We start from the raw sequence: 18618 nt of genomic DNA, 5'->3' as shown, positions 1-18618 counted from the left end.
CCCCGGCGGCCCGGCCCTCGGCGAGGACTGGGCCGCCACCACCGTCAGGTTCGTCAGGCCCGTCAGGCCTGCTGACCTGCCAGCCGCTTCGCGGCCTTGCGGCGGGCCGGCTGGAGGGGGTCGACCAGGACGCCGGAGCCCAGACCGGGGGTGAAGTTCCAGCCGCGGATCTTCTCCGCGACCTGGACCAGGCGCGCGTCGCCTGGACGTACGTCGATCGAGAACAGCGACTCGTCCGGCCTGCGGTCGTCGCCGCCCCAGCGGACCACGCCCTCGCAGTCGGCGAGGATGTCGCGGAGGATCAGCTCCTGGAGGGGGTAGAAGCCACCGCGCGCCCCGGAGGGGTAGGAGCCGGGACGGATCTGTACCGCCGTACCGGACGCCAGGTTGGATTCCGCCAGGCCCTTGCGGACCCTCCCCGGGGTGCGCCAGCCGACGACGTCGCCCTTGCGGAGGGCGTCGATCTCGTAGTGGAAGCGACGGATGACGTGGACGAGGACCGTCTCGACGTCACCCATGCGCACCTGTACGTCCACGGGGGCGCCGGGAACGGGTCTGGTGTAGATGTTGCCGCGGTCGTCGGCCACCTTCTCCATCTCCCAGCCGTTCTTGGACTTGATGCCGCTCTCCACGCGGGCCTTGCGCTCCGCGGCCTTCTGCTGCGCCTTCTTCAACGCCTTGCGGAGCGCGGCCGGGTCGGGGTTCTTGTCCGCCGCGTATCCGGGCGTGGCGAGCACTTGTGATCCGACCGTGGCGCCTGCGGCTATGAAAGCGGCGCGACGCAGAACGGTGCGTCGCGGCAAGTTCGCCGTCATGAGATTTCCTCCTTGCGTCGGGCGTTCGCGAATCCGGTGAGTCCGGTGAGAGTGAGGGCTACGGCGGCCACTCCCAGCACGGCTACCGCCGGGTTGATGTACGACGGGATGACCGCTTCGACCGTGTGTCCGTCACTGGTACGGCAGCCGAAGTGCAGCGGGATGAACGAGGGTTCGTATCCGGTGAGCCGGCGCGTACCGATCGCCGTACGGCAGGCCTGCGCCTGGTCCGGGTCGTCGAAGAAGACGAGGTGCAGGACGCCCCAGGTGTACATGCCGGCCATCGCGGCCCACGCCAGGACGGCGGCGGACTTGAGGGCCGCCCTCGTCGTGCCGGGCTTACCGGCCTTCGCTGCCTTCCTGGCGCGGAACACCAGTCTGATCCCGTAGACGGTGAGCCACGGAGTGGCGACAAGGCCGATCAGGGTCAGCAGGAGGACGGCGGTGCCGTCGTGGCCGGCGTACGGCTGGTCTCCGGACATCATGCGCATCGCTTCCTCTTACGCCTGCTCTTGCGCCTGCTCTTGCGCCTGCGGGGAGATCTGTGCGATCTATACGTTCCTGGAGATCGAGTTGTACTTCTCCATCACGTAGTACAGCCCCAGGCGCTTCTTCGCCTCGGTGAACGCGGGTTCGGCGGGACCCTGGTAGCGCCGCAGGACGTCGTAGATCTCCGAGTCGGTGTAGTCCAGGCGCGGCGATCGCATCGCGGGGGAATTGTCGTCTCCGCCGGGCTTCCCGTCGATGTCCCACATGTGGATCATGAAGACGCTGGTGAGGGCGAAGCTCTCGTCGTCGTGCGCCTTCTTCCAGATCGAGTACTTGTCGTCGTCCTTGGACGCGTCGAGGATCGGGCGGCCCGTCACATACCCCTTGGTGAGACAGTGGTTCCACGCGCCGACGAGGGTGAGGGCACGCTGCTTGGCGATGCCCGTGGACGTGTCCTTGATGTACTGGCCCGTCGTGTTGTACGCGAGGATCACGGCTTCCCAGGCCGCCTCGTCCAGCGGCTCGATGTGCCGCATCTCCCAGTACGCCGACGTCTGGACCAGCGCCTTGCGCATGTTGTACCGGTTCGACAGCTCGGTGATGACGTCGTCGTGGTCGACCACGGTCGACTGGAAGCACTTCCAGTGCTGGTAGCTGCGCGTACCGCCGTCGAGCGGGTAGCCGAGGGACTCCATGTACTTGCCGACGTCCGTCTGCATGGCCGTGAGGACGGAGTCGTCGAGGCGGGTGTCGGCCTTCTGCACGCGCGGCGGGTTGAAGGAGCCCTGGCCGGTGTCGCGGCCCGAGGCGATGTTGTTGTCGATCTCGATCGCACCGGCACCGGTGCCGACGGTGCGGGTGACGATCTGGTCGTAGGCCCAGTTCGTGGGCAGCGGGTAGCCGAAGTTCCCGGAGAAGCCGGAGGACATGTCGGAGACGAACGAGGCGGACGCGTGGCCGGCTTCGCCGACGCGGGTGCACACGTTGCGCGGACCGTAGACGCCGATCGCGTACCGGTTCCCGTCGTCGGCTATCGCGTCCTCGATGCCCTTGAAGTGGGGCAGGACGTTGGAGGTGACATCCCCGTCCAGGGCGTCGAAGTCGACGGCGAAGAAGATCCTGGTGCCGGACTTGAAGCCGTGGTCCAGGGCGGCGTTGACCGCGGCCTGCCCGGCGGTACGGCCCGCGATGTAGCTGAAGTCCGAGGCGTCCCGGCCGAAGGTCTGGTAGATCGGGTAGCAGCGCAGGCCCGCGTCGGCGATGGTCTGCAGCTCGCCCGCCTGGATCGCCTTCTCCGGCAGCGAGGTCGTACTCGGGTTGGTCAGGTAACGCCCGATGTACGTGATGCCCTCGGCCTTCAGCGCGGCGGCCCGGGCCGGCGTGATCCGCGTGACGCCGTCGCAGGCCGCGCCCTTGCGCGCCTGGTCGCCGTAGGAGACGAGGAGGGAGGCCCAGGTCGAGAAGTCCCCCTTGCCGGTGACGGGGAGCTTCGCGAACGACTGGAAGTCGGAGACGGCCGAGGCGAGGGAGCTGGTGAAGCTGGAAGTGAAGCCGACGGGCCGCTGGTTGAGGACCATGCCGGCGGAGAACAGCTGCACCCACGGGCCCGAGTCGCCGGACGCGACGGTGTGGCTCTTCAGCCCGCTCTGGGTGCCCGGGCCGAAGACGCCGTTGGCCGTGCCGTCGGCCATGCCGAGTTCGTACTGGACGGCGAACAGCATGGACTTCGCGACGTCACGCGAGTGGTGACCGTCGGCCGGGATGATGAAGAAGTCCTTGCGGCCCACGTACTGCCCGTTCAGCCATCTCTGCACGGCCCGGATGCTGTCCGAGCCGCTGTTGACGGTGACGTAGGCGTCCATGTTCAGCAGACCCTTGAACACCTTCGGCACCAGGTCGCCGCCGGGGTAGGTGAAGTCCACGCCCATGTTCTGCTTCAGCTGGGCCATCGACGACTGGACGCGGGAGTTGTACGTCCCGTCGATGTCGCCGCCGTCGTAGCCCTTGCAGTACAGGCCGGACTGGATGATCCGGGCGAAGTTCTGGGACGGGACCGTGGCGCTGCTGAGGCTCGGGTACTTCGACGCCAGCGTGGACAGCGTGGTCGGGCCGAAGGTGTCCGAGAGCGTCGTGATGCCCAGCTCGTACTGGAGGGCGCGGGTGAGCCCGAACATCGTCGTCCAGCCGGTGACCCCGGTCTCGGGGATGCGGTCGATGCCCAGCTTGCCTTCGTAGGCGCCGTTGATGAACTGCTGTGCCTTGCGCACCATCTCGTCGGCCACGGGGGCTCCTGTTCCGTTGCGGAGGTACTCGGACTCGGTCGAGAAATCGGTCGAGAGGAGAGTCGTTCGAGAGGTCGTGCAACGTCTGGTGGCCGCCGGGCGTGTGATCACCATAGGCACAGCCCGATCGTCAACAGCAAGTAAAATCGGGCGAGTTGGCGCCTTCTGACGCAAAGACGCCACCGCGGCCGGCACCCTCCGGAGGGAGGGCGCCGGCCGCGGTGGCGTATCTGCGGCGACAGTGCGCGCGGGTGGGTCAGAACACCGGCGTCCCGTCCTGCGTCAGCTTCCAGTTGCTGACCGCGAAGTCGGCCGGGTTCAGGGTGACCTTGGCCGTGAAGTAGTCGATCATCAGCTGCCGGACCTCGTTGGTGGAGCTGTAGGCGATGTCGGCGGCGGCGATGTGCGGGTAGCCGGAGCCGCCGTTGGCGCGGTAGTTGTTGACGGCGACGACGAAGACCTGGTCGTCGGCGACCGCGGTGCCGTTGTAGGTGAGGTTCTTGATCCTGGAACCCTCGGCCTGCGCGATGTCGATCTCGTACGACACTCCCGCGGCCATGTCGTACATGTAGTCCCAGAAGCTGTTGGCGTTCGTCACCGTGGCGGTGTCGACGGCCGTGCCGCTCGGCACCTGGTGGTAGTACTTCGCCGCGTACTCCAGGTAGTCCTTGAGCTGGGCGCCGGTGAGCTTCTTGCCGTACAGGGTGTTGTCGTAGATGTAGAGGCCGGCGACGTCGCGGATCGTCACGTCGCCCTTGGGGATGTCGGCCGTACGGCTGAAGCACGCGGCGACCGAGATCAGCGGAAGCGCGGCGTCCGCCGTCGACAGGCCCGACTTGACCGACTCCATCTGGACCTGGTGGATGAAGTCCATGGCGGCGGTGTCCTTCCAGCACGCCTCGGCCGCCGACAGGTCCTCGGTACAGGTGCCGACGGCCGTGTTGACGTACTTCACCACCAGGTCGTGGTCGGCCTTGAGGAGGGCGGTGATCTCGGCGTCCTCCTCGACCGTGTTGGAGTTGAGGGTCTGCGCCTTGGTGCTGGTGACCTTCCACTGGCCGTGGACGAGTTCGAGCTCGAAGTCGAAGACGGTCAGACGCATACCCCAGCAGTACGGCTCGGAGAGGACGACGTCCTTGCCGGTCTCGGTGTTGGTGACCGTGTACGACGAGACCTCGGTGTGCGTGTGGCCGACGAGGATCGCGTCGATGCCCGGGACCTGCTCGGCGACGAGGTTCGACGCGTTCTCGACGTACGGGAGTTCGGTGCCGTACGACGAACTGCCGTCCAGGCCCGAGTGGTCGGTGAGGAAGACGACGTCGCAGCCGAGGGCACGCATGCGGGGCACGTACTTCTTCGCCTGCTCGACGAGACCGGTGAAGGCCATCTTGCCCGCGACGTTGTCCTTGTCCCACAGGGCGATTCCGGGGTTCGTGAGCCCCAGGATGCCGACCTTGATGTCGGGGGCGCCGGGAACGCGAATGCACTTCACCGTGAACGGCTGGAAGGCGGGCTTGAGCGTCTTCGCGTCGAGGGCGTTGGCGCCCAGCAGCGGGAAGTGGCACTGCTTCTCGAACTTGCGCAGCAGGTCGATGCCGTAGTTGAACTCGTGGTTGCCGAGCGCGGCGGCGTCGTACTTCAGGGCGTTCATGGCGACGGCCATCGGGTGCTTCGGCCCGCTGGTGCCGGTGATCGAGTCGACGCGCGCGTAGTAGTACGCCAGCGAGGTGCCCTGGATGATGTCGCCCGCGTCGACGAGCAGGACATGGTCCTCACCCTTGGCGGCACGCTGCTGCTTGATGAGGGTGGCGACGCGGGCGACGCCGGTCTTGTTGCCCTTGCTGTCCGTGTACGCCGCGTCCTTGTAGTAGTCCCAGTCGAAGACGTGGCTGTGCAGGTCGGTGGTGCCGAGGATGGAGAACGACCAGGTCTTGGGCGCCTTTTGGGGCTTCTTGTCCGAAGCCGCCTGGGCGGGCGTCGCGGCAGCGGTCCCCGCGACGGCCACGGCCGCACCGGTGACGGCCGACTTCTTCACGAACTCCCGGCGGTTCAGGGGATTGACGGGCATACGGGGCTCCTGGGAGTGGGGTGGCGAGGGCAGGGGAACGGGCCGTGCGAGCCGTGCGGGGGCCTGTGGGGACTACACGCGTAGATCGTGGTCGCGGACGTACCCCTTCCGAAACCAGGAAAGCCCCATCTCCCGGTCAAGTAACGGAAATTGCCTGCCGCCGCCCAGCACCGTCCCGGCATTCTCCCGGCATCTCCCTGCATCCTCATGGGATCCTCATGGGACCCTCATGGACGATCGGGCCAAAGTGCCCCAACTCCCCTATTGCTGTGCAAAGATCCGCGCAGAGGATCTGAGTGAGGATCCGGGCTCCGACGAATCACCTGGTCTCATCCAGCGGTTGACAGGAGAGCGGCATGGACCCCCTTGGCCCCGAGGATCCGCCCCGTATAGGCCCGTACCGTCTGATCGGCAGGCTCGGCGCGGGCGGAATGGGCCGGGTCTACCTCGCCCGTTCCGAGGGCGGGCGGACCGTGGCCGTCAAGCTCGTCCGGACCGAACTGGCCCAGGAGCCGGAATTCCGGCGGCGGTTCGCACAGGAGGTGGCGGCCGCACGCCGCGTCGGCGGGGCGTGGACCGCGCCCGTACTGGACGCGGACACGGAGGCGGCGACGCCCTGGGTGGCCACCGGGTACATTCCCGGGCCCTCCCTCCAGGCGGTCGTGGACAAGGAGTACGGCCCCCTCCCCCTGGCCTCCGTCCGCGTCCTGGCGAACCGGCTCGCCCTCTCCCTCCAGGCGATCCATGCCGCCGGTCTGGTCCACCGCGACCTGAAGCCGTCCAACATCCTCCTGACCGTCGACGCGCCCCGCGTCATCGACTTCGGGATCGCCCGGGCCCTGGACACCGTCCTGGACGACTTCAAAACGCGTACCGGCACGATGATCGGCTCACCGGGCTTCATGTCGCCCGAGCAGGTACGCGGCCTGCGCACCTTCCCGGCCTCGGACGTCTTCTGCCTCGGCTCGGTGCTCGCCTTCGCGGCGACGGGCCGCCCGCCGTTCGGCACGGCGATCAGCGGCCTGCACGCCCTGCTGTTCCGCGTCGCGGAGGAGGAACCGGACCTGGCCGGGCTGCCACCGGGCATCGACACCCTCGTACGCGACTGCCTCCGCAAGGACCCGGCCCTCCGGCCCACTCCGGCCGAGGTCGCGGCCCGCACGGAGGGCGGTGCCGGGAGCGAGCCCTGGCTGCCGGGGGCGTTGCTGGCGGGGCTGGGGCGACGGGCGGCGGAGTTGTTGGACGCGGACGGGCCTGCGACGGAGGTTGAGATACCTCCGACGGACGTCGCGGCACCTCCGACCGTGGATGCGGTGACCCGCGACTTCGGGGTGGCGCCCGGCGAGGTGCCGGTGGACCCCGGGCCGCCCGAACCGGTCGCGCGGCCCCGCCGGCGCGGGCGCAGGACCCGGCTCATTGTCGTCGGTGCCGCAGCCGCGCTCGTCGCGGCGATCGTGGTCCTCTCCCAGCTGCCTGATGGGGGCGGCGGCGACAGTGGCAAGGGCGGCGGTAGCGCGAGCAGCAGCAGCTCAGGCCGCGGCAGTGACCCGTTCGCCGGTGCCTGGGAAGGCACCGTCACGAACAGCAGCGATCCGAAGAACAAACAGTTCATCCGGATCGAGACCATCAGCGGGGCCCAAGCCGGCCAGAAGGGCGACACCCTGCTGGGAGTCACCCTCGGAGCCGAGCATGACGTCCTGTGCAAGGGCGAGGCCGAGCTCGTTTCGAAGAGTTCCACCGAACTCGTCCTCAGCCCCGGCAAGGTCACGGCGACGGTCCCCGCCTCGCTGGAGGGGAAGTGCGGCATGGCCGCGAAGCAGTATCTGACCCTGGACGGGAAACGTCTGCACTGGGTCATGGGTTACCTCAGCGGCGACTTCACCCAGGCCCCGACCGGCGAACAGGCGGTACCCGCCGCCTACCTCGGCGACTGGAAGCCGGCCAACCCCTCCGACATCCCCACCGTCAAACCCGTCGTCACCATCGAACAGGGCGCCATCGGCAGCGAGGTGGACACGACGACGATCACCCGCATCAGCGACGGCTACCGCTGCACGTACCACTCGATCCTCGTCTCGGTCACCAACGGCCTGCTCCTCGGCCCCAATGTCTCCGACGAGTGCGACACCGACCCGACCCACACATTCAGGCTCACCAGCGATGGCAAGCTCCGCCGGACCGACAAGAAGGACGACGGGACCATCGACCTCGTACGTGCGAAATGAGCAGCGCGGCGGCACGAAACCGAGGAGGGGCGCCCGTGTGGACGCCCCTCCTGGTCTGGAACCCGTCGGCTGACTAGATGAACGAGTTGATCTCGATCGTCTCGTCGCGGCCCGGCCCGACACCGATCGCGGAGATCGGCGCACCGGACATGTCCTCCAGCGCCTTGACGTACGCCTGGGCGTTCTTCGGGAGGTCCTCGAAGGTCTTGGCCTTCGTGATGTCCTCCGACCAGCCCGGGAGGGTCTCGTAGATCGGCTTCGCGTGGTGGAAGTCGGTCTGCGAGTACGGGAGCTCCTCGACGCGCTTGCCGTCGATCTCGTACGCCACGCAGACCGGGATCTCCTCCCAGCCGGTCAGGACGTCCAGCTTGGTCAGGAAGAAGTCGGTCAGACCGTTGACGCGGGTCGCGTAGCGGGCGATGACCGCGTCGAACCAGCCACAGCGGCGGTCACGGCCGGTGGTGACACCGCGCTCGCCGCCGATACGGCGCAGCGCGGCGCCGTCCTCGTCGAAGAGCTCGGTCGGGAACGGGCCCGAGCCGACACGGGTCGTGTACGCCTTGAGGATGCCGATGACCCGGCTGATCTTCGTCGGGCCGACACCCGCACCCGTGCACGCCCCACCCGCGGTGGGGTTGCTGGACGTCACGAACGGATACGTACCGTGGTCGATGTCCAGGAGCGTGCCCTGGCCGCCCTCGAAGAGCACGACCTTGTCCTGCTCCAGCGCCTGGTTGAGGACCAGGACGGTGTCCGCGACGTACGGCTTGAGCCGGTCCGCGTAGCTCAGCAGCTCCTCGACGACCTGGCCGGCCTCGATGGCGCGGCGGTTGTAGAGCTTGGTGAGCAGCTGGTTCTTGACCTCGAGGGCCGCTTCGACCTTCTGCGTCAGGATCGACTCGTCGTACAGGTCCTGGATGCGGATGCCGACGCGGTTGATCTTGTCCGCGTAGGTGGGGCCGATGCCACGCCCCGTCGTGCCGATCTTCCGCTTCCCGAGGAAGCGTTCCGTCACCTTGTCCACGGTCACGTTGTACGACGTGATGAGGTGAGCGTTTCCGCTGATCAGGAGCTTGGACGTGTCGACGCCGCGCTCGTTCAGTCCGTTCAGCTCGGAGAACAGGACCGACGGGTCGACGACGACTCCGTTTCCGATCACCGGAGTGCACTCCGGCGTGAGGATTCCGGAAGGGAGGAGGTGGAGGGCATACTTCTGATCGCCCACGACTACCGTATGGCCGGCGTTGTTGCCGCCCTGGTAGCGCACCACATAGTCCACAGATCCACCGAGCAGGTCGGTGGCCTTTCCCTTGCCTTCGTCACCCCACTGAGCACCGAGCAGCACAAGTGCGGGCACAGGCGTACACCCCTTCCGGGCGGGGCATGTCCAAGGTCGGGGACGTACGCGGCTGGTTTTCGATACGGCTGCGTACGCCGGCGACCTCCTTTGGCCGCGACCGTCGGACCGGATGCCCCGGAATAGACGAAGCCCCTGGCGCAATAGCGCAAGGGGCTCTTGCAGCAAGATGGTACCCGAGGAAGCGAGGCATGACCGAGGTGGCGGCTTCCGACCAGCTCCTGGTGGTCATCGACCCGGTCGCCCGTCGGACGGACGGCGAGTCTGTACGGATCGCGAAAGACGTGCTCAGCGCGGGTGCGGCGACAAAAGTGTGCCTGCCGGAGGGGCCCGAGGAATTCGCTCGGGCATTGGCCCGACGGGGGTCCCGGCGACCGGTCGTGATCGGCGACGACCGGGCCCTGCTGCGGGCTGTGTCCCTTTTGCACCGGCAGCGGGAGCTCGCCGCGTGTGCGCTGTCGCTGGTACCGGTGGGGGGTGTGCAGTCGCTGGCCCGGTCGCTGGGGGTGCCGACCGGGACCGTGGCCGCCGCGCGGGCCGTTCTCGACGGGGTCGAGCGGCGGCTGGACCTGCTTGTGGACGACAGCGACGGGGTGGTGCTGGGCGCGCTCCGGATCCCGTCGGTGCTGTCCCCGGTCCCCTCGGAGGCCGCGTCGCACCCCTGGCTCCGCACCTGCCAGTCCCTGGTCCGCACCCTCGCCGCGCGGCCTTCGCGGCTGGCTGCCGTGCCTGGGCCCGGGCCTGCGCGGCTGCGGATCGAGGTGGACGGGGTGCTGGTGGTGGATCTTGACCAGCCTGTGGAGGCGGTGTCGGTGACGCCCGGGGTGTCGGGGGGTGCGGAGGTGGAGATCCGGCCCGCGTCGGTGGGGGTCGAGGGGTCGCCCCTCCGGGTCGTGGGGCGGCAGGTGACTGTGTCCGGGGCCGACTTTCGGTATCGGGCGGATTCTGTGGTCGGGGGGCCTGTGCGGACTCGGACGTGGGTGGTGCGGGAGGGGGCGTGGGGACTTACCTTGCCGCCGGGGCTCGCGTAGGGGGTTTCTCGCCCCCGCCGCCCCTACCCGTCCCATCCCTGGGGGCTGCGCCCCCAGACCCCCCTAAAAGATTGCGCAGTTCCCCGCGCCCCTCTTAGGGGCGCCTGGTTAGCCTGCTCGGATGGCCAAGGTGAGACTGAGCAACGACACCGACGAGATACTCGCGCTCTGGATCGAGCCGCTCGGTGAGGACCGTTGGATGAAGCCGGGCGAGCAGTTCACGGTCGTGGCCGGTGACTCGGAGCCCGCGCCCGCGGATGACGTGCCGTTCGACGTGGCCTTCCACGACCAGGGCGTCAGCGTCTGGGTGAACGTCGGCTACGAGGCCGTCGTCTACGACCGGTCGGGCGCCGAACTGGACTGTGGCCACCAACGCCCCCTCGAAGTCCTCCGCTCCTGGACCGAGTCGGCCGAAGCCGCAGCCACCAGGTCCGAAACCCGCCCTGACTTCTCACCATCGCTCCGCGAGTCGATGCACAAGACAGCCAGCAACATGCGCGACCAACTCACCACCGCCGAGGCGGCGGCTTTCAGGGGCGCGGGGAACTGCGCGACCAGCCCCCACCGGCCCGCAGACGACACACAACCCGGGGGCCTGGGGGCGGAGCCCCCAGGAACGGGATGGGACGGGTAGGGGCGGCGGGGGCGAAAAAACTCACCCCACCGACAGCGCCGTATCCGACTCGTCCTTCAAGGCCACCCCCGTGCACCCCAGCTCCCGCGCCCCCCGCATCAACGCCACCAGCTTGGCGGCAGCCGCGGCATGGGTCAGACCCAGCGGCGGACGGATGTTGGAGAGGCAGTTGCGGTCGGCGTCGGTGGTGTGGCCGGGGCGGGGGGTGTGGGTCAGGTAGGCGCCCAGGGAGTCGGCCGCCGACATACCGGGGCGCTCGCCGATGAGGACGACCACCATCGAGGCCCCGAGCGCATGCGCGATGTCGTCCCCGAGCGCCACCCGAGCCTGCTCGGCAAGCACCACCGGCGCGACCCGCCACTCGGCGGGCAGCAGCGCCGTCGTCTCCCGGATCACCGGCGCGGCGTGCTCATGGACGGCCCGGCTGGACAACCCGTCGGCGACCACGAACACCAGGTCCCAGTCATCGCGCGGCAGATGCGCACGGTCGATGTCGTCCAGCCGCCGCCCCAGGTCGGGGCGCTGAAGGTACGTGAGCCGATCGGGGGCGGCACTGCGCACCCGTATCGTCGGAACGCCCGTCAGCGCGGCCGCCACCACGTCCGGCTCGAACGGCGAATGCACCGCGTCCCGCGCCGCCGCGTGCGCGGCCTGCAGTTCGAGCCGGTGCCGGGTGGGCAGCGCCGACCCCGCACGGCCGAGTCCGATCCGGGCCTGGGTGTGGCGACGCAGCGACGCCCAGAGCGCGGCGTCGGACTCGGGCGGCGCCACCAAAGCCCGTACGAGCGTTGCCAGTTGACCCAGTTGATCCTGTTGGCGGTCGTCCGTCATGCGGCTATCTCCTTGCCGATCGTCATCAGGGGGTGCGCCGTACCGGACACATCCCTGATGGCGCCACCGCCGTCCAGCAGCCCGATCCCGTCCAGCCATGCCTCGAACTCCGGTGCCGGGCGCAGCCCGAGGACCTCGCGCAGGTACAACGCGTCGTGGTACGAGGCGGATTGGTAGTTGAGCATGATGTCGTCGCCGCCCGGCGTGCAGATCACGAAGGACGCGCCTGCCACGCCCAGCATCGTGAGCATCGTGGCGATGTCGTCGTCGTCCGCGTCGGCGTGGTTGGTGTAGCAGATGTCCAGGCCCATCGGGAGGCCGAGCAGCTTGCCGCAGAAGTGGTCCTCCAGGGCCGCCCGGAGGATCTGGCGGCCGTCGTACAGGTACTCCGGGCCGATGAAGCCCACGACGGTGTTCACCAGCAGCGGGTCGTAGCGCCGGGCCACCGCGTACGCCCGCGCCTCCACCGTCTGCTGGTCCACCCCGTGGTGCGCGTCGGCGGACAGCGCGCTGCCCTGGCCGGTCTCGAAGTAGAGGGCGTTCTGCCCGACCGTCCCCCGCCCGAGCCCCTTGGCGGCCTCGTACGCCTCGTCGAGCAGCCCCAGGGTGACGCCGAAGGACGCGTTCGCGGCCTGCGTACCGGCGATGGACTGGAAGACGAGGTCGACGGGGGCGCCGCGTTCCATCAGGTCGATGCTGGTGGTGACGTGGCACAGGACGCATGACTGGGTGGGGATGGAGTAGCGGTCGATCACTCCGTCCAGCAGTTCCAGCAGGTCCCGTACCGCCTTCGGACTGTCCGTCGCCGGGTTGATGCCGATCACCGCGTCGCCGGAGCCGAGGAGGAGTCCGTCGAGCAGGGCCGCCGCGACGCCCGCCGGGTCGTCGGTGGGGTGGTTGGGCTGGAGACGGGTGGCGAGGCGGCCGGGCAGGCCGATCGTGGAGCGGAAGGCGGTGACCACCCGCACCTTGCGGGCGACCGCCACCAGGTCCGCGTTGCCCATCAGCTTGGAGACGGCGGCCACCATCTCGGGCGTCAGCCCGGGGGCCAGCGCGGCGAGCGCCGCCGCGTCCGCCGCCTCGGACAGCAGCCACTCCCGGAAGTCCCCGACGGTGAGCGCGGACACGGGTGCGAAGGCCACCGGGTCATGGCTGTCCACGATCAGCCGGGTCACGTCGTCGTCCTCGTACGGAATCACCGGCTCGGCGAGAAACCGTGCGAGCGGCACCTCGGCCAGCGCCCACCGCGCCGCCACCCGCGCCTGCGCGGACTCGGCGGCGAGGCCGGCGAGCCGGTCGCCGGAGCGCTCGGGGCTCGCGGCGGCGAGCAGCGACGCGAGGCCGGCGAAGGTGTATTTCCGGCCGCCGAGGGTGGCGGAGTAGGTGCTCATGACGGCGACCGTACGAAGGGGTGCGGGGCCGGGTCCACACCCGGCCGGAGAGTTAACGCAGACGTTCGCTCCCGCACCGCTCTAAAGGTCTGGTTGACAAACATTTAACGCGGCTGCCGGTAAGACGACTCATTCGCCCAGCAGGATTCCGGCTCGTCGAACATCACCGATCACCGAGCGATCAGCGACTGAGTGCATGAGGAAAGGGGCCACCCGATGGCAGTACAAGAGGGCGTGGCCCCCGAGGCCGCGGACACGGATTCCGTGTCCGGAGGGGTAGTTCACCGGCTGAAGCCGAACGCGATCGGCCTTCTCGGCGTGGTCTTCATGGCCGTCGCCACCGCCGCGCCGATCACCGCCATGACCGGCAACGTGCCCTTCATGGTCTCCGCCGGCAACGGCATCGGCGCCCCGGCGAGCTACCTCGTCGCAATGGTCGTACTGGCGATCTTTTCCGTCGGCTTCACCTCGATGGCAAAGCACATCACCTCCACCGGCGCCTTCTACGGCTTCATCTCGTACGGTCTCGGCCGCACCGTCGGACTCGCCTCGGGCCTGCTGGCCACCTTCGCGTACGTCGTCTTCGAGCCGGCCCTGATCGGCATCTTCTCCACCTTCGCCACCGGAACCCTCAAGGACCAGACGGGACTTGACGTGCCGTGGTGGGCGTTCGCGATCCTGATGCTGGCCATCAACGCGACCGGCACCTGGTTCGGCGTCTCCGTGGCCGAAAAGCTGCTGGTCGTGCTGCTGGGCACCGAGGTGACGATCCTCGCCGCGATGGCGATCTCCGTCGCCCTGCACGGCGGCGGTCCGCACGGCTTCACCTTCGGCCCGGTCAACCCGGTCAACGCCTTCAAGGGCACCAGCGCCGGACTCGGTCTCTTCTTCGCCTTCTGGTCGTGGGTCGGCTTCGAGTCGACGGCGATGTACGGCGAGGAATCCCGCGACCCGAAGAAGATCATCCCCAAGGCGACGATGATCTCCGTCCTGGGCGTCGGCGTCTTCTACGTCTTCGTCTCCTGGATGGCCATCACGGGCAACGGCGAGAGCGAGGCCGTCTCGGCCGCCTCCTCCGCGAACCCCCTCGCGCTCTTCTTCAACCCCACCGAGCACTACGTCGGCCACTGGGCCGTCGACGTCATGCAGTGGCTGATGATCACCGGCTCGCTGGCCTGCGGCATGGCCTTCCACAACTGCGCCGCCCGCTACATGTACGCCCTGGGCCGCGAGGGTGTCCTGCCCTCCCTCCAGCGGACCATCGGCCGCACCCACCCCCGGCACGGCTCGCCGCACATCGCGGGCCTGGTCCAGACGGTCGTCAGCGCGATCCTGATCGGCGCGTTCTGGGCCGCCGGCAAGGACCCGTACACCGGCACCTACGTCCTGCTCGCCATCCTCGGCACCATGGCCATCCTGATCGTCCAGGCCGTCTGCTCCTTCGCGGTCCTCGCCTACTTCCGCACCCACCACCCCGAGAGCAAGCACTGGTTCAAGACCTTCACCGCCCCCCTCTTCGGCGGCCTCGCCATGCTCGGCGTAGTGGCCCTGCTGGTCTCCAACATGGGCGCCGCGGCGGGAACGGAGTCCGGCTCCCTCATCCTCAAGTCCACCCCGTGGATCGTCGCCCTGATAGCGGTGGGCGGCCTGGCCTACGCGACCTACCTGAAGCGCCGGGCTCCGGAACGGTACGCACTCCTGGGCCGCACGGTCCTGGAGGAGACGAAGGAACGGTAGTTCCCTGCGAGTTGACCGGCGCCCCGAGCGCCGAGGGGCGGGCGCCACGGCGTCCGCCCCTTGTCATGATGTACGGGTGGTCAGCGACGCGGAGTGGAAGCGGATCCGTGGCCGGCTGCGCTTCGGGCAGGTCCTCACCGGCACCGTCGTGAAGGTTCCCCGGCCGGGGGCCATCGGTGTCTTCGTCGACGTCGGGCTCGAGGTCGGCGGCTTCGTGGACGTCCTTCTCCTCCCCCTCGTCACGGAGCACTGGCCCACGGAAGGCACCGTCACCTCGTTCGAGGTGTGGTGGGCGGACGAACGGCGGCAGCTTCGGCTGAAGCCGGTGGATCCGGCCTACTTGCGCGAGGACTTCGCCGAGTACGCGGCGCGGTGGCGACCGGGGTGGTCCGCGGAGGTGGGGCAGCCCGTCGAGCCCGCGCCGGAAGCCGCCGACGGGTAACGCTCGCGCCTGCGGCCGGGCGGCGCGGCCGGTTGACGCGACCAGTTGGCGCGGCAGGTTGGCGCGGCCCGTTCAGCTGTCGCCGAAGACCCGGTCGCGATGCACCCGCCAGCGTTCCATCATCTCGGCGATCTCGCCGTCGACGAACTCGAAGAAGGCGAGGGTCTCGGCGAGGCGGCGACCGGCGGGGGTTTCGCGGCCCAGGCCCTCGACGCCCTCGCGCAGGGCGTACTCCCAACGCTTGAGAACCGCCTCACGGTTGGTGAGCGCCTCGTACCACTGGTTGCTGTGGACGCGGTAGCGCTCACGGCGGGACCCGGGCTCGCGCTCCCGCGAAACCATGTGCTGCTGCGCCAGATACCGCACCGCACCGGACACCGCGGCCGCGCTGATCCGCAGCTGTTCGCCCAGCTCGGCGGAGGTCATCGTGCCGGTGTCGGAGGCGAGCAGCGCCGCGAAGACACGGGCCGGCATCCGCTGCATCCCGGCCTCGACGAGCTGCGCCGCGAAGCTCTCGACGAACTTGGAGACCGCTTCGACGTCCCGCTCCGCCGCCTTGGGCTCCTTGGGCTCAGCCATCCCCGGATCATCTCCCCTGCTCATTCGCCCTGCTCACGCGCCGCCACCCAGTGTATCCGTGGTTCATACGCTTCCTTAACTTCACAAATTTGTGAAAGTAGCGTACGTTCTGAACCATGACGAAGGCGATCACGGTCTCGGGGCTGCACAAGTCGTTCGGCAGGACACACGCGCTGGACGGCCTCGACCTGGACGTCGAGACCGGTGAGGTGCACGGCTTCCTCGGCCCGAACGGCGCCGGGAAGTCCACCACCATCCGTGTCCTGCTCGGCCTGCTGCGCGCCGACTCGGGCGCGGCGCAGCTGCTGGGCAGGGACCCCTGGGCGGACGCGGTGGAACTGCACCGCCAGGTCGCCTACGTCCCCGGTGATGTGACGCTGTGGCGGAACCTCTCCGGCGGCGAGGTCATCGACCTGTACGGCCGGCTGCGCGGAGGCCTCGACAAGGCGCGGCGCGCCGACCTGATCGAACGGTTCGAGCTGGACCCCACCAAGAAGGGGCGCACCTACTCCAAGGGCAACCGCCAGAAGGTCGCCCTCGTCGCCGCCTTCGCCTCGGACGTCGACCTGCTGATCCTCGACGAGCCGACCTCGGGCCTCGACCCGCTGATGGAGGAGGTCTTCCAGCGCTGCGTCGAGGAGGAACGCGACCGGGGCCGCACCATCCTGCTGTCCTCGCACATCCTCAGCGAGGTGGAGGAACTCTGCGACCGGGTCAGCATCATCCGCAAGGGCCGGACCGTCGAGAGCGGCACGCTCGCCGAACTGCGCCACCTGACCCGTACAAGTGTCACCACCGAACTCGTGGGCGCGCCCGACGGGTTGGCGTCACTGCCCGGGGTGCACGACATCGACGTACAGGACAGGCGTGTGCGGTTGCAGGTCGACACGGACAAGCTGAATACCGTACTGCGTTCGCTCACGGACTCCGGCGTACGGTCGCTGACGTCGACCCCGCCGACGCTGGAGGAGCTGTTCCTGCGGCACTACCAGGAAGATGCCCCGGCTGCCTCCGAGGGGGCGACGGCGCGATGACCGCCACGGATGCCACGGATGCCACGACTGCCAAGACCGCCTCGGCCTTCGCGGTGCGGGCCGGAGGGTCCCGTCAACTGGCCGGAACGGGCGCGCTCCTGAGGTTCGCGCTGCGCCGCGACCGCGTGATGATGCCGCTCTGGGCCGGTGTGATCGGCCTGCTGGTGCTCTCCATGCCGAACTCGCTGAAGACCGTGTACAGCACCCCGGCCGAACGCGCCGACGTGGCCCGCCAGATGCTCACCAACAGCTCCCTGCGCGCCACGTACGGGCCGGTGTTCAGCGACTCGCTCGGCGGACTCACCGCCTGGCGCATCGGCGGCTACGCCGGGGTGTTCGCCGGGATCATGAGCCTGCTCATCGTCGTACGGCACACCCGGGACGAGGAGGAGAGCGGGCGGCAGGAACTCATCTCGTCGGCGATGGTGGGCCGCCGGGCCCCGCTGACGGCCGCGCTGCTGGCGGCGTTCGTCGCGAACGGCGCCCTCGCACTGCTCATCGCGGGCGGGCTCGCGGGGCAGGGCGGCGCCGGGGCACTGGCGTTGGGGCTCGCCGTCGGCGGGGTCGGCATGGTCTTCGCCACGATGGCGGCGATCGTCGCCCAGTTGACGGAGAGCGCGCGGCTCGCGAAGGGGCTGACGGGCGGGCTGCTCGGTGCGGCCTTCGTCCTGAAGGCGGCGGGCGACTCGGCGACGGACGACGGATCGTCGCCGCTGACCTGGATCTCCCCGGTGGGCTGGCTGGAGGAGACCAGGTCCTTCGCGGACGAACGCTGGTGGGTCCTGCCGCTGTTCGCGGCGGCGGTCGCGATCCAGGGCGCGGTCGCCTACGAGCTCGCCGGGCGCCGCGATGTCGGCATGAGTTTCCTGCCGACGCGACCCGGTCCCGCCACGGGACGGCTCGGTACGGCGGGGGCGCTGGCCTGGCGCCTGCAGCGGGGCGCCGTGCTGGGCTGGAGCCTCGGGTTCCTCGCCGCCGGGGCCGCGTTCGGCGGGATGACGAAGGGGGCCTCGGACCTCGTCGGGAACAACGACAAGACCCGCGAGATCATCGAACGGATGGGCGGGCAGGCCGGGATCACGGACGCCTTCCTCGCCACGATGGTGGGGATGCTGGGCATGGTCGCCGCGCTGTTCGTGGTGGCCTCCGTCCTGCGGCTGCACGGCGAGGAGACCTCGCAGCGGGCCGAGCCCGTCCTGGCCAACGCGGTGGGCCGACTGCGCTGGGCCTCCGGCCACCTGGCCATCGCCTTCGGCGGCGCCGTCCTCATCATGCTGCTCGGCGGCCTCGGACTCGGCCTCGGCTACGGCGCCGACCTGGGCCCCATCCTCGGCGCCTGCCTCGTCCAGGTCCCGGCGATCTGGACTCTGGGCAGCCTCGCGGTCCTGCTCTACGGCCTCTCGCCCCACCTGGCCCCCGGCGCCTGGGCCGTGGCCGGCCTCGCCCTCCTGCTCGGCTGGATCGGCCCCGCCCTCAACGTCCCCCAAACCGTCCTGGACCTCTCCCCCTTCGGCCACCTCCCCAAGCTGCCGGGCGGTGCCATGACGTGGACGCCCGCACTCGTCCTCACGGCCCTCGCGGTGGCGATGACGGGGGTGGGGCTGGCGGGGCTGCGGCGGCGGGACTTGAGCGGTTGAGCGGTTACCGAGCAGGTCCTGACCAGGCACGATAGGAAGATGGCGTCCAGCGTCATCGTGGCGGCC

Annotated in this window: 15 protein-coding genes; 7 read left to right on the top strand and 8 right to left on the bottom strand. The window is 69.3% G+C overall.

The genetic code is table 11. From position 1 onward, the window contains the following. Nucleotides 1-62: 62 nt before the first annotated feature. The 4 genes from OG975_RS25505 to OG975_RS25490 all read right to left on the bottom strand — a co-directional run bounded on the left by OG975_RS25505 (nucleotide 63) and on the right by OG975_RS25490 (nucleotide 5654). Nucleotides 63-815, bottom strand: coding sequence for a hypothetical protein (locus tag OG975_RS25505; protein ID WP_406331686.1), 753 nt, complete (start codon nucleotides 813-815; stop codon nucleotides 63-65). Further along, nucleotides 812-1300 (bottom strand): hypothetical protein, encoded by a 489-nt coding sequence (locus OG975_RS25500; protein WP_406331685.1) that lies wholly within the window; start codon nucleotides 1298-1300, stop codon nucleotides 812-814. Before OG975_RS25500 ends, OG975_RS25505 begins: the two co-directional genes overlap by 4 nt. Before the next feature lie 66 nt (nucleotides 1301-1366). Then, nucleotides 1367-3586, bottom strand: coding sequence for a glycoside hydrolase domain-containing protein (locus OG975_RS25495; protein WP_406331683.1), 2220 nt, complete (start codon nucleotides 3584-3586; stop codon nucleotides 1367-1369). A gap of 256 nt (nucleotides 3587-3842) precedes the next feature. Continuing rightward, a complete protein-coding gene (locus tag OG975_RS25490) occupies nucleotides 3843-5654 on the bottom strand; it encodes a bifunctional metallophosphatase/5'-nucleotidase (protein ID WP_406331682.1) in 1812 nt (603 codons plus the stop codon). Between the two features lie 356 nt (nucleotides 5655-6010). Between OG975_RS25490 and OG975_RS25485 the strand changes: the two genes are divergently transcribed. Beyond that, nucleotides 6011-7879 (top strand): serine/threonine-protein kinase, encoded by a 1869-nt coding sequence (locus OG975_RS25485; protein WP_406331681.1) that lies wholly within the window; start codon nucleotides 6011-6013, stop codon nucleotides 7877-7879. 73 nt (nucleotides 7880-7952) lie between these two features. Here the strand turns inward: OG975_RS25485 and OG975_RS25480 are convergent, their stop codons facing one another. Next, nucleotides 7953-9236, bottom strand: coding sequence for an adenylosuccinate synthase (locus OG975_RS25480; RefSeq protein WP_406331680.1), 1284 nt, complete (start codon nucleotides 9234-9236; stop codon nucleotides 7953-7955). Nucleotides 9237-9427: 191 nt separating this feature from the next. Between OG975_RS25480 and OG975_RS25475 the strand changes: the two genes are divergently transcribed. Continuing rightward, nucleotides 9428-10267, top strand: a complete 840-nt coding sequence (locus tag OG975_RS25475; RefSeq protein WP_406331679.1) for a diacylglycerol kinase family protein — start codon at nucleotides 9428-9430, stop codon at nucleotides 10265-10267. Between the two features lie 121 nt (nucleotides 10268-10388). After that, a complete protein-coding gene (locus OG975_RS25470; protein WP_406331677.1) occupies nucleotides 10389-10901 on the top strand; it encodes a hypothetical protein in 513 nt (170 codons plus the stop codon). A 21-nt stretch (nucleotides 10902-10922) separates the two neighbouring features. Here the strand turns inward: OG975_RS25470 and eutC are convergent, their stop codons facing one another. Together eutC and eutB are read right to left on the bottom strand one after the other, a co-directional pair. Beyond that, nucleotides 10923-11732 carry an ethanolamine ammonia-lyase subunit EutC gene (gene eutC, locus OG975_RS25465; RefSeq protein WP_406331676.1) on the bottom strand — a complete coding sequence of 270 codons (810 nt, stop codon included), beginning with the start codon at nucleotides 11730-11732 and terminating at the stop codon, nucleotides 10923-10925. Then, entirely contained in the window at nucleotides 11729-13123 is a 1395-nt protein-coding gene (gene eutB, locus OG975_RS25460) for an ethanolamine ammonia-lyase subunit EutB (RefSeq protein WP_327430382.1), read from the bottom strand. Before eutB ends, eutC begins: the two co-directional genes overlap by 4 nt. A gap of 216 nt (nucleotides 13124-13339) precedes the next feature. Between eutB and OG975_RS25455 the strand changes: the two genes are divergently transcribed. Together OG975_RS25455 and OG975_RS25450 are read left to right on the top strand one after the other, a co-directional pair. Further along, the gene (locus OG975_RS25455) at nucleotides 13340-14860 is read left to right on the top strand and encodes an APC family permease (protein ID WP_406331675.1); all 1521 of its coding nucleotides are present in this window, start codon (nucleotides 13340-13342) and stop codon (nucleotides 14858-14860) included. Between the two features lie 76 nt (nucleotides 14861-14936). Further along, nucleotides 14937-15302 carry a hypothetical protein gene (locus OG975_RS25450; protein WP_406331673.1) on the top strand — a complete coding sequence of 122 codons (366 nt, stop codon included), beginning with the start codon at nucleotides 14937-14939 and terminating at the stop codon, nucleotides 15300-15302. A 72-nt stretch (nucleotides 15303-15374) separates the two neighbouring features. Here OG975_RS25450 and OG975_RS25445 read toward each other — a convergent pair whose 3' ends face one another. Continuing rightward, a complete protein-coding gene (locus tag OG975_RS25445) occupies nucleotides 15375-15881 on the bottom strand; it encodes a GbsR/MarR family transcriptional regulator (RefSeq protein WP_406331672.1) in 507 nt (168 codons plus the stop codon). Between the two features lie 116 nt (nucleotides 15882-15997). On the opposite strand from OG975_RS25445, the gene OG975_RS25440 reads away from it, so the two are divergent. Together OG975_RS25440 and OG975_RS25435 are read left to right on the top strand one after the other, a co-directional pair. Further along, a complete protein-coding gene (locus OG975_RS25440) occupies nucleotides 15998-16915 on the top strand; it encodes an ATP-binding cassette domain-containing protein (protein WP_406331671.1) in 918 nt (305 codons plus the stop codon). Beyond that, the gene (locus OG975_RS25435; protein ID WP_406331670.1) at nucleotides 16912-18552 is read left to right on the top strand and encodes an ABC transporter permease; all 1641 of its coding nucleotides are present in this window, start codon (nucleotides 16912-16914) and stop codon (nucleotides 18550-18552) included. The genes OG975_RS25440 and OG975_RS25435 overlap by 4 nt, the downstream gene beginning before the upstream one ends. The last annotated feature ends 66 nt before the right edge of the window (nucleotides 18553-18618 follow it).

This window comes from Streptomyces sp. NBC_00203, assembly GCF_045206325.1.
GTDB classification, from domain to species: Bacteria; Actinomycetota; Actinomycetes; order Streptomycetales; family Streptomycetaceae; genus Streptomyces; species Streptomyces lutosisoli.
Note: the sequence above shows the minus strand (reverse complement) of the source record. Positions and strands in the feature narration are given on the sequence as shown.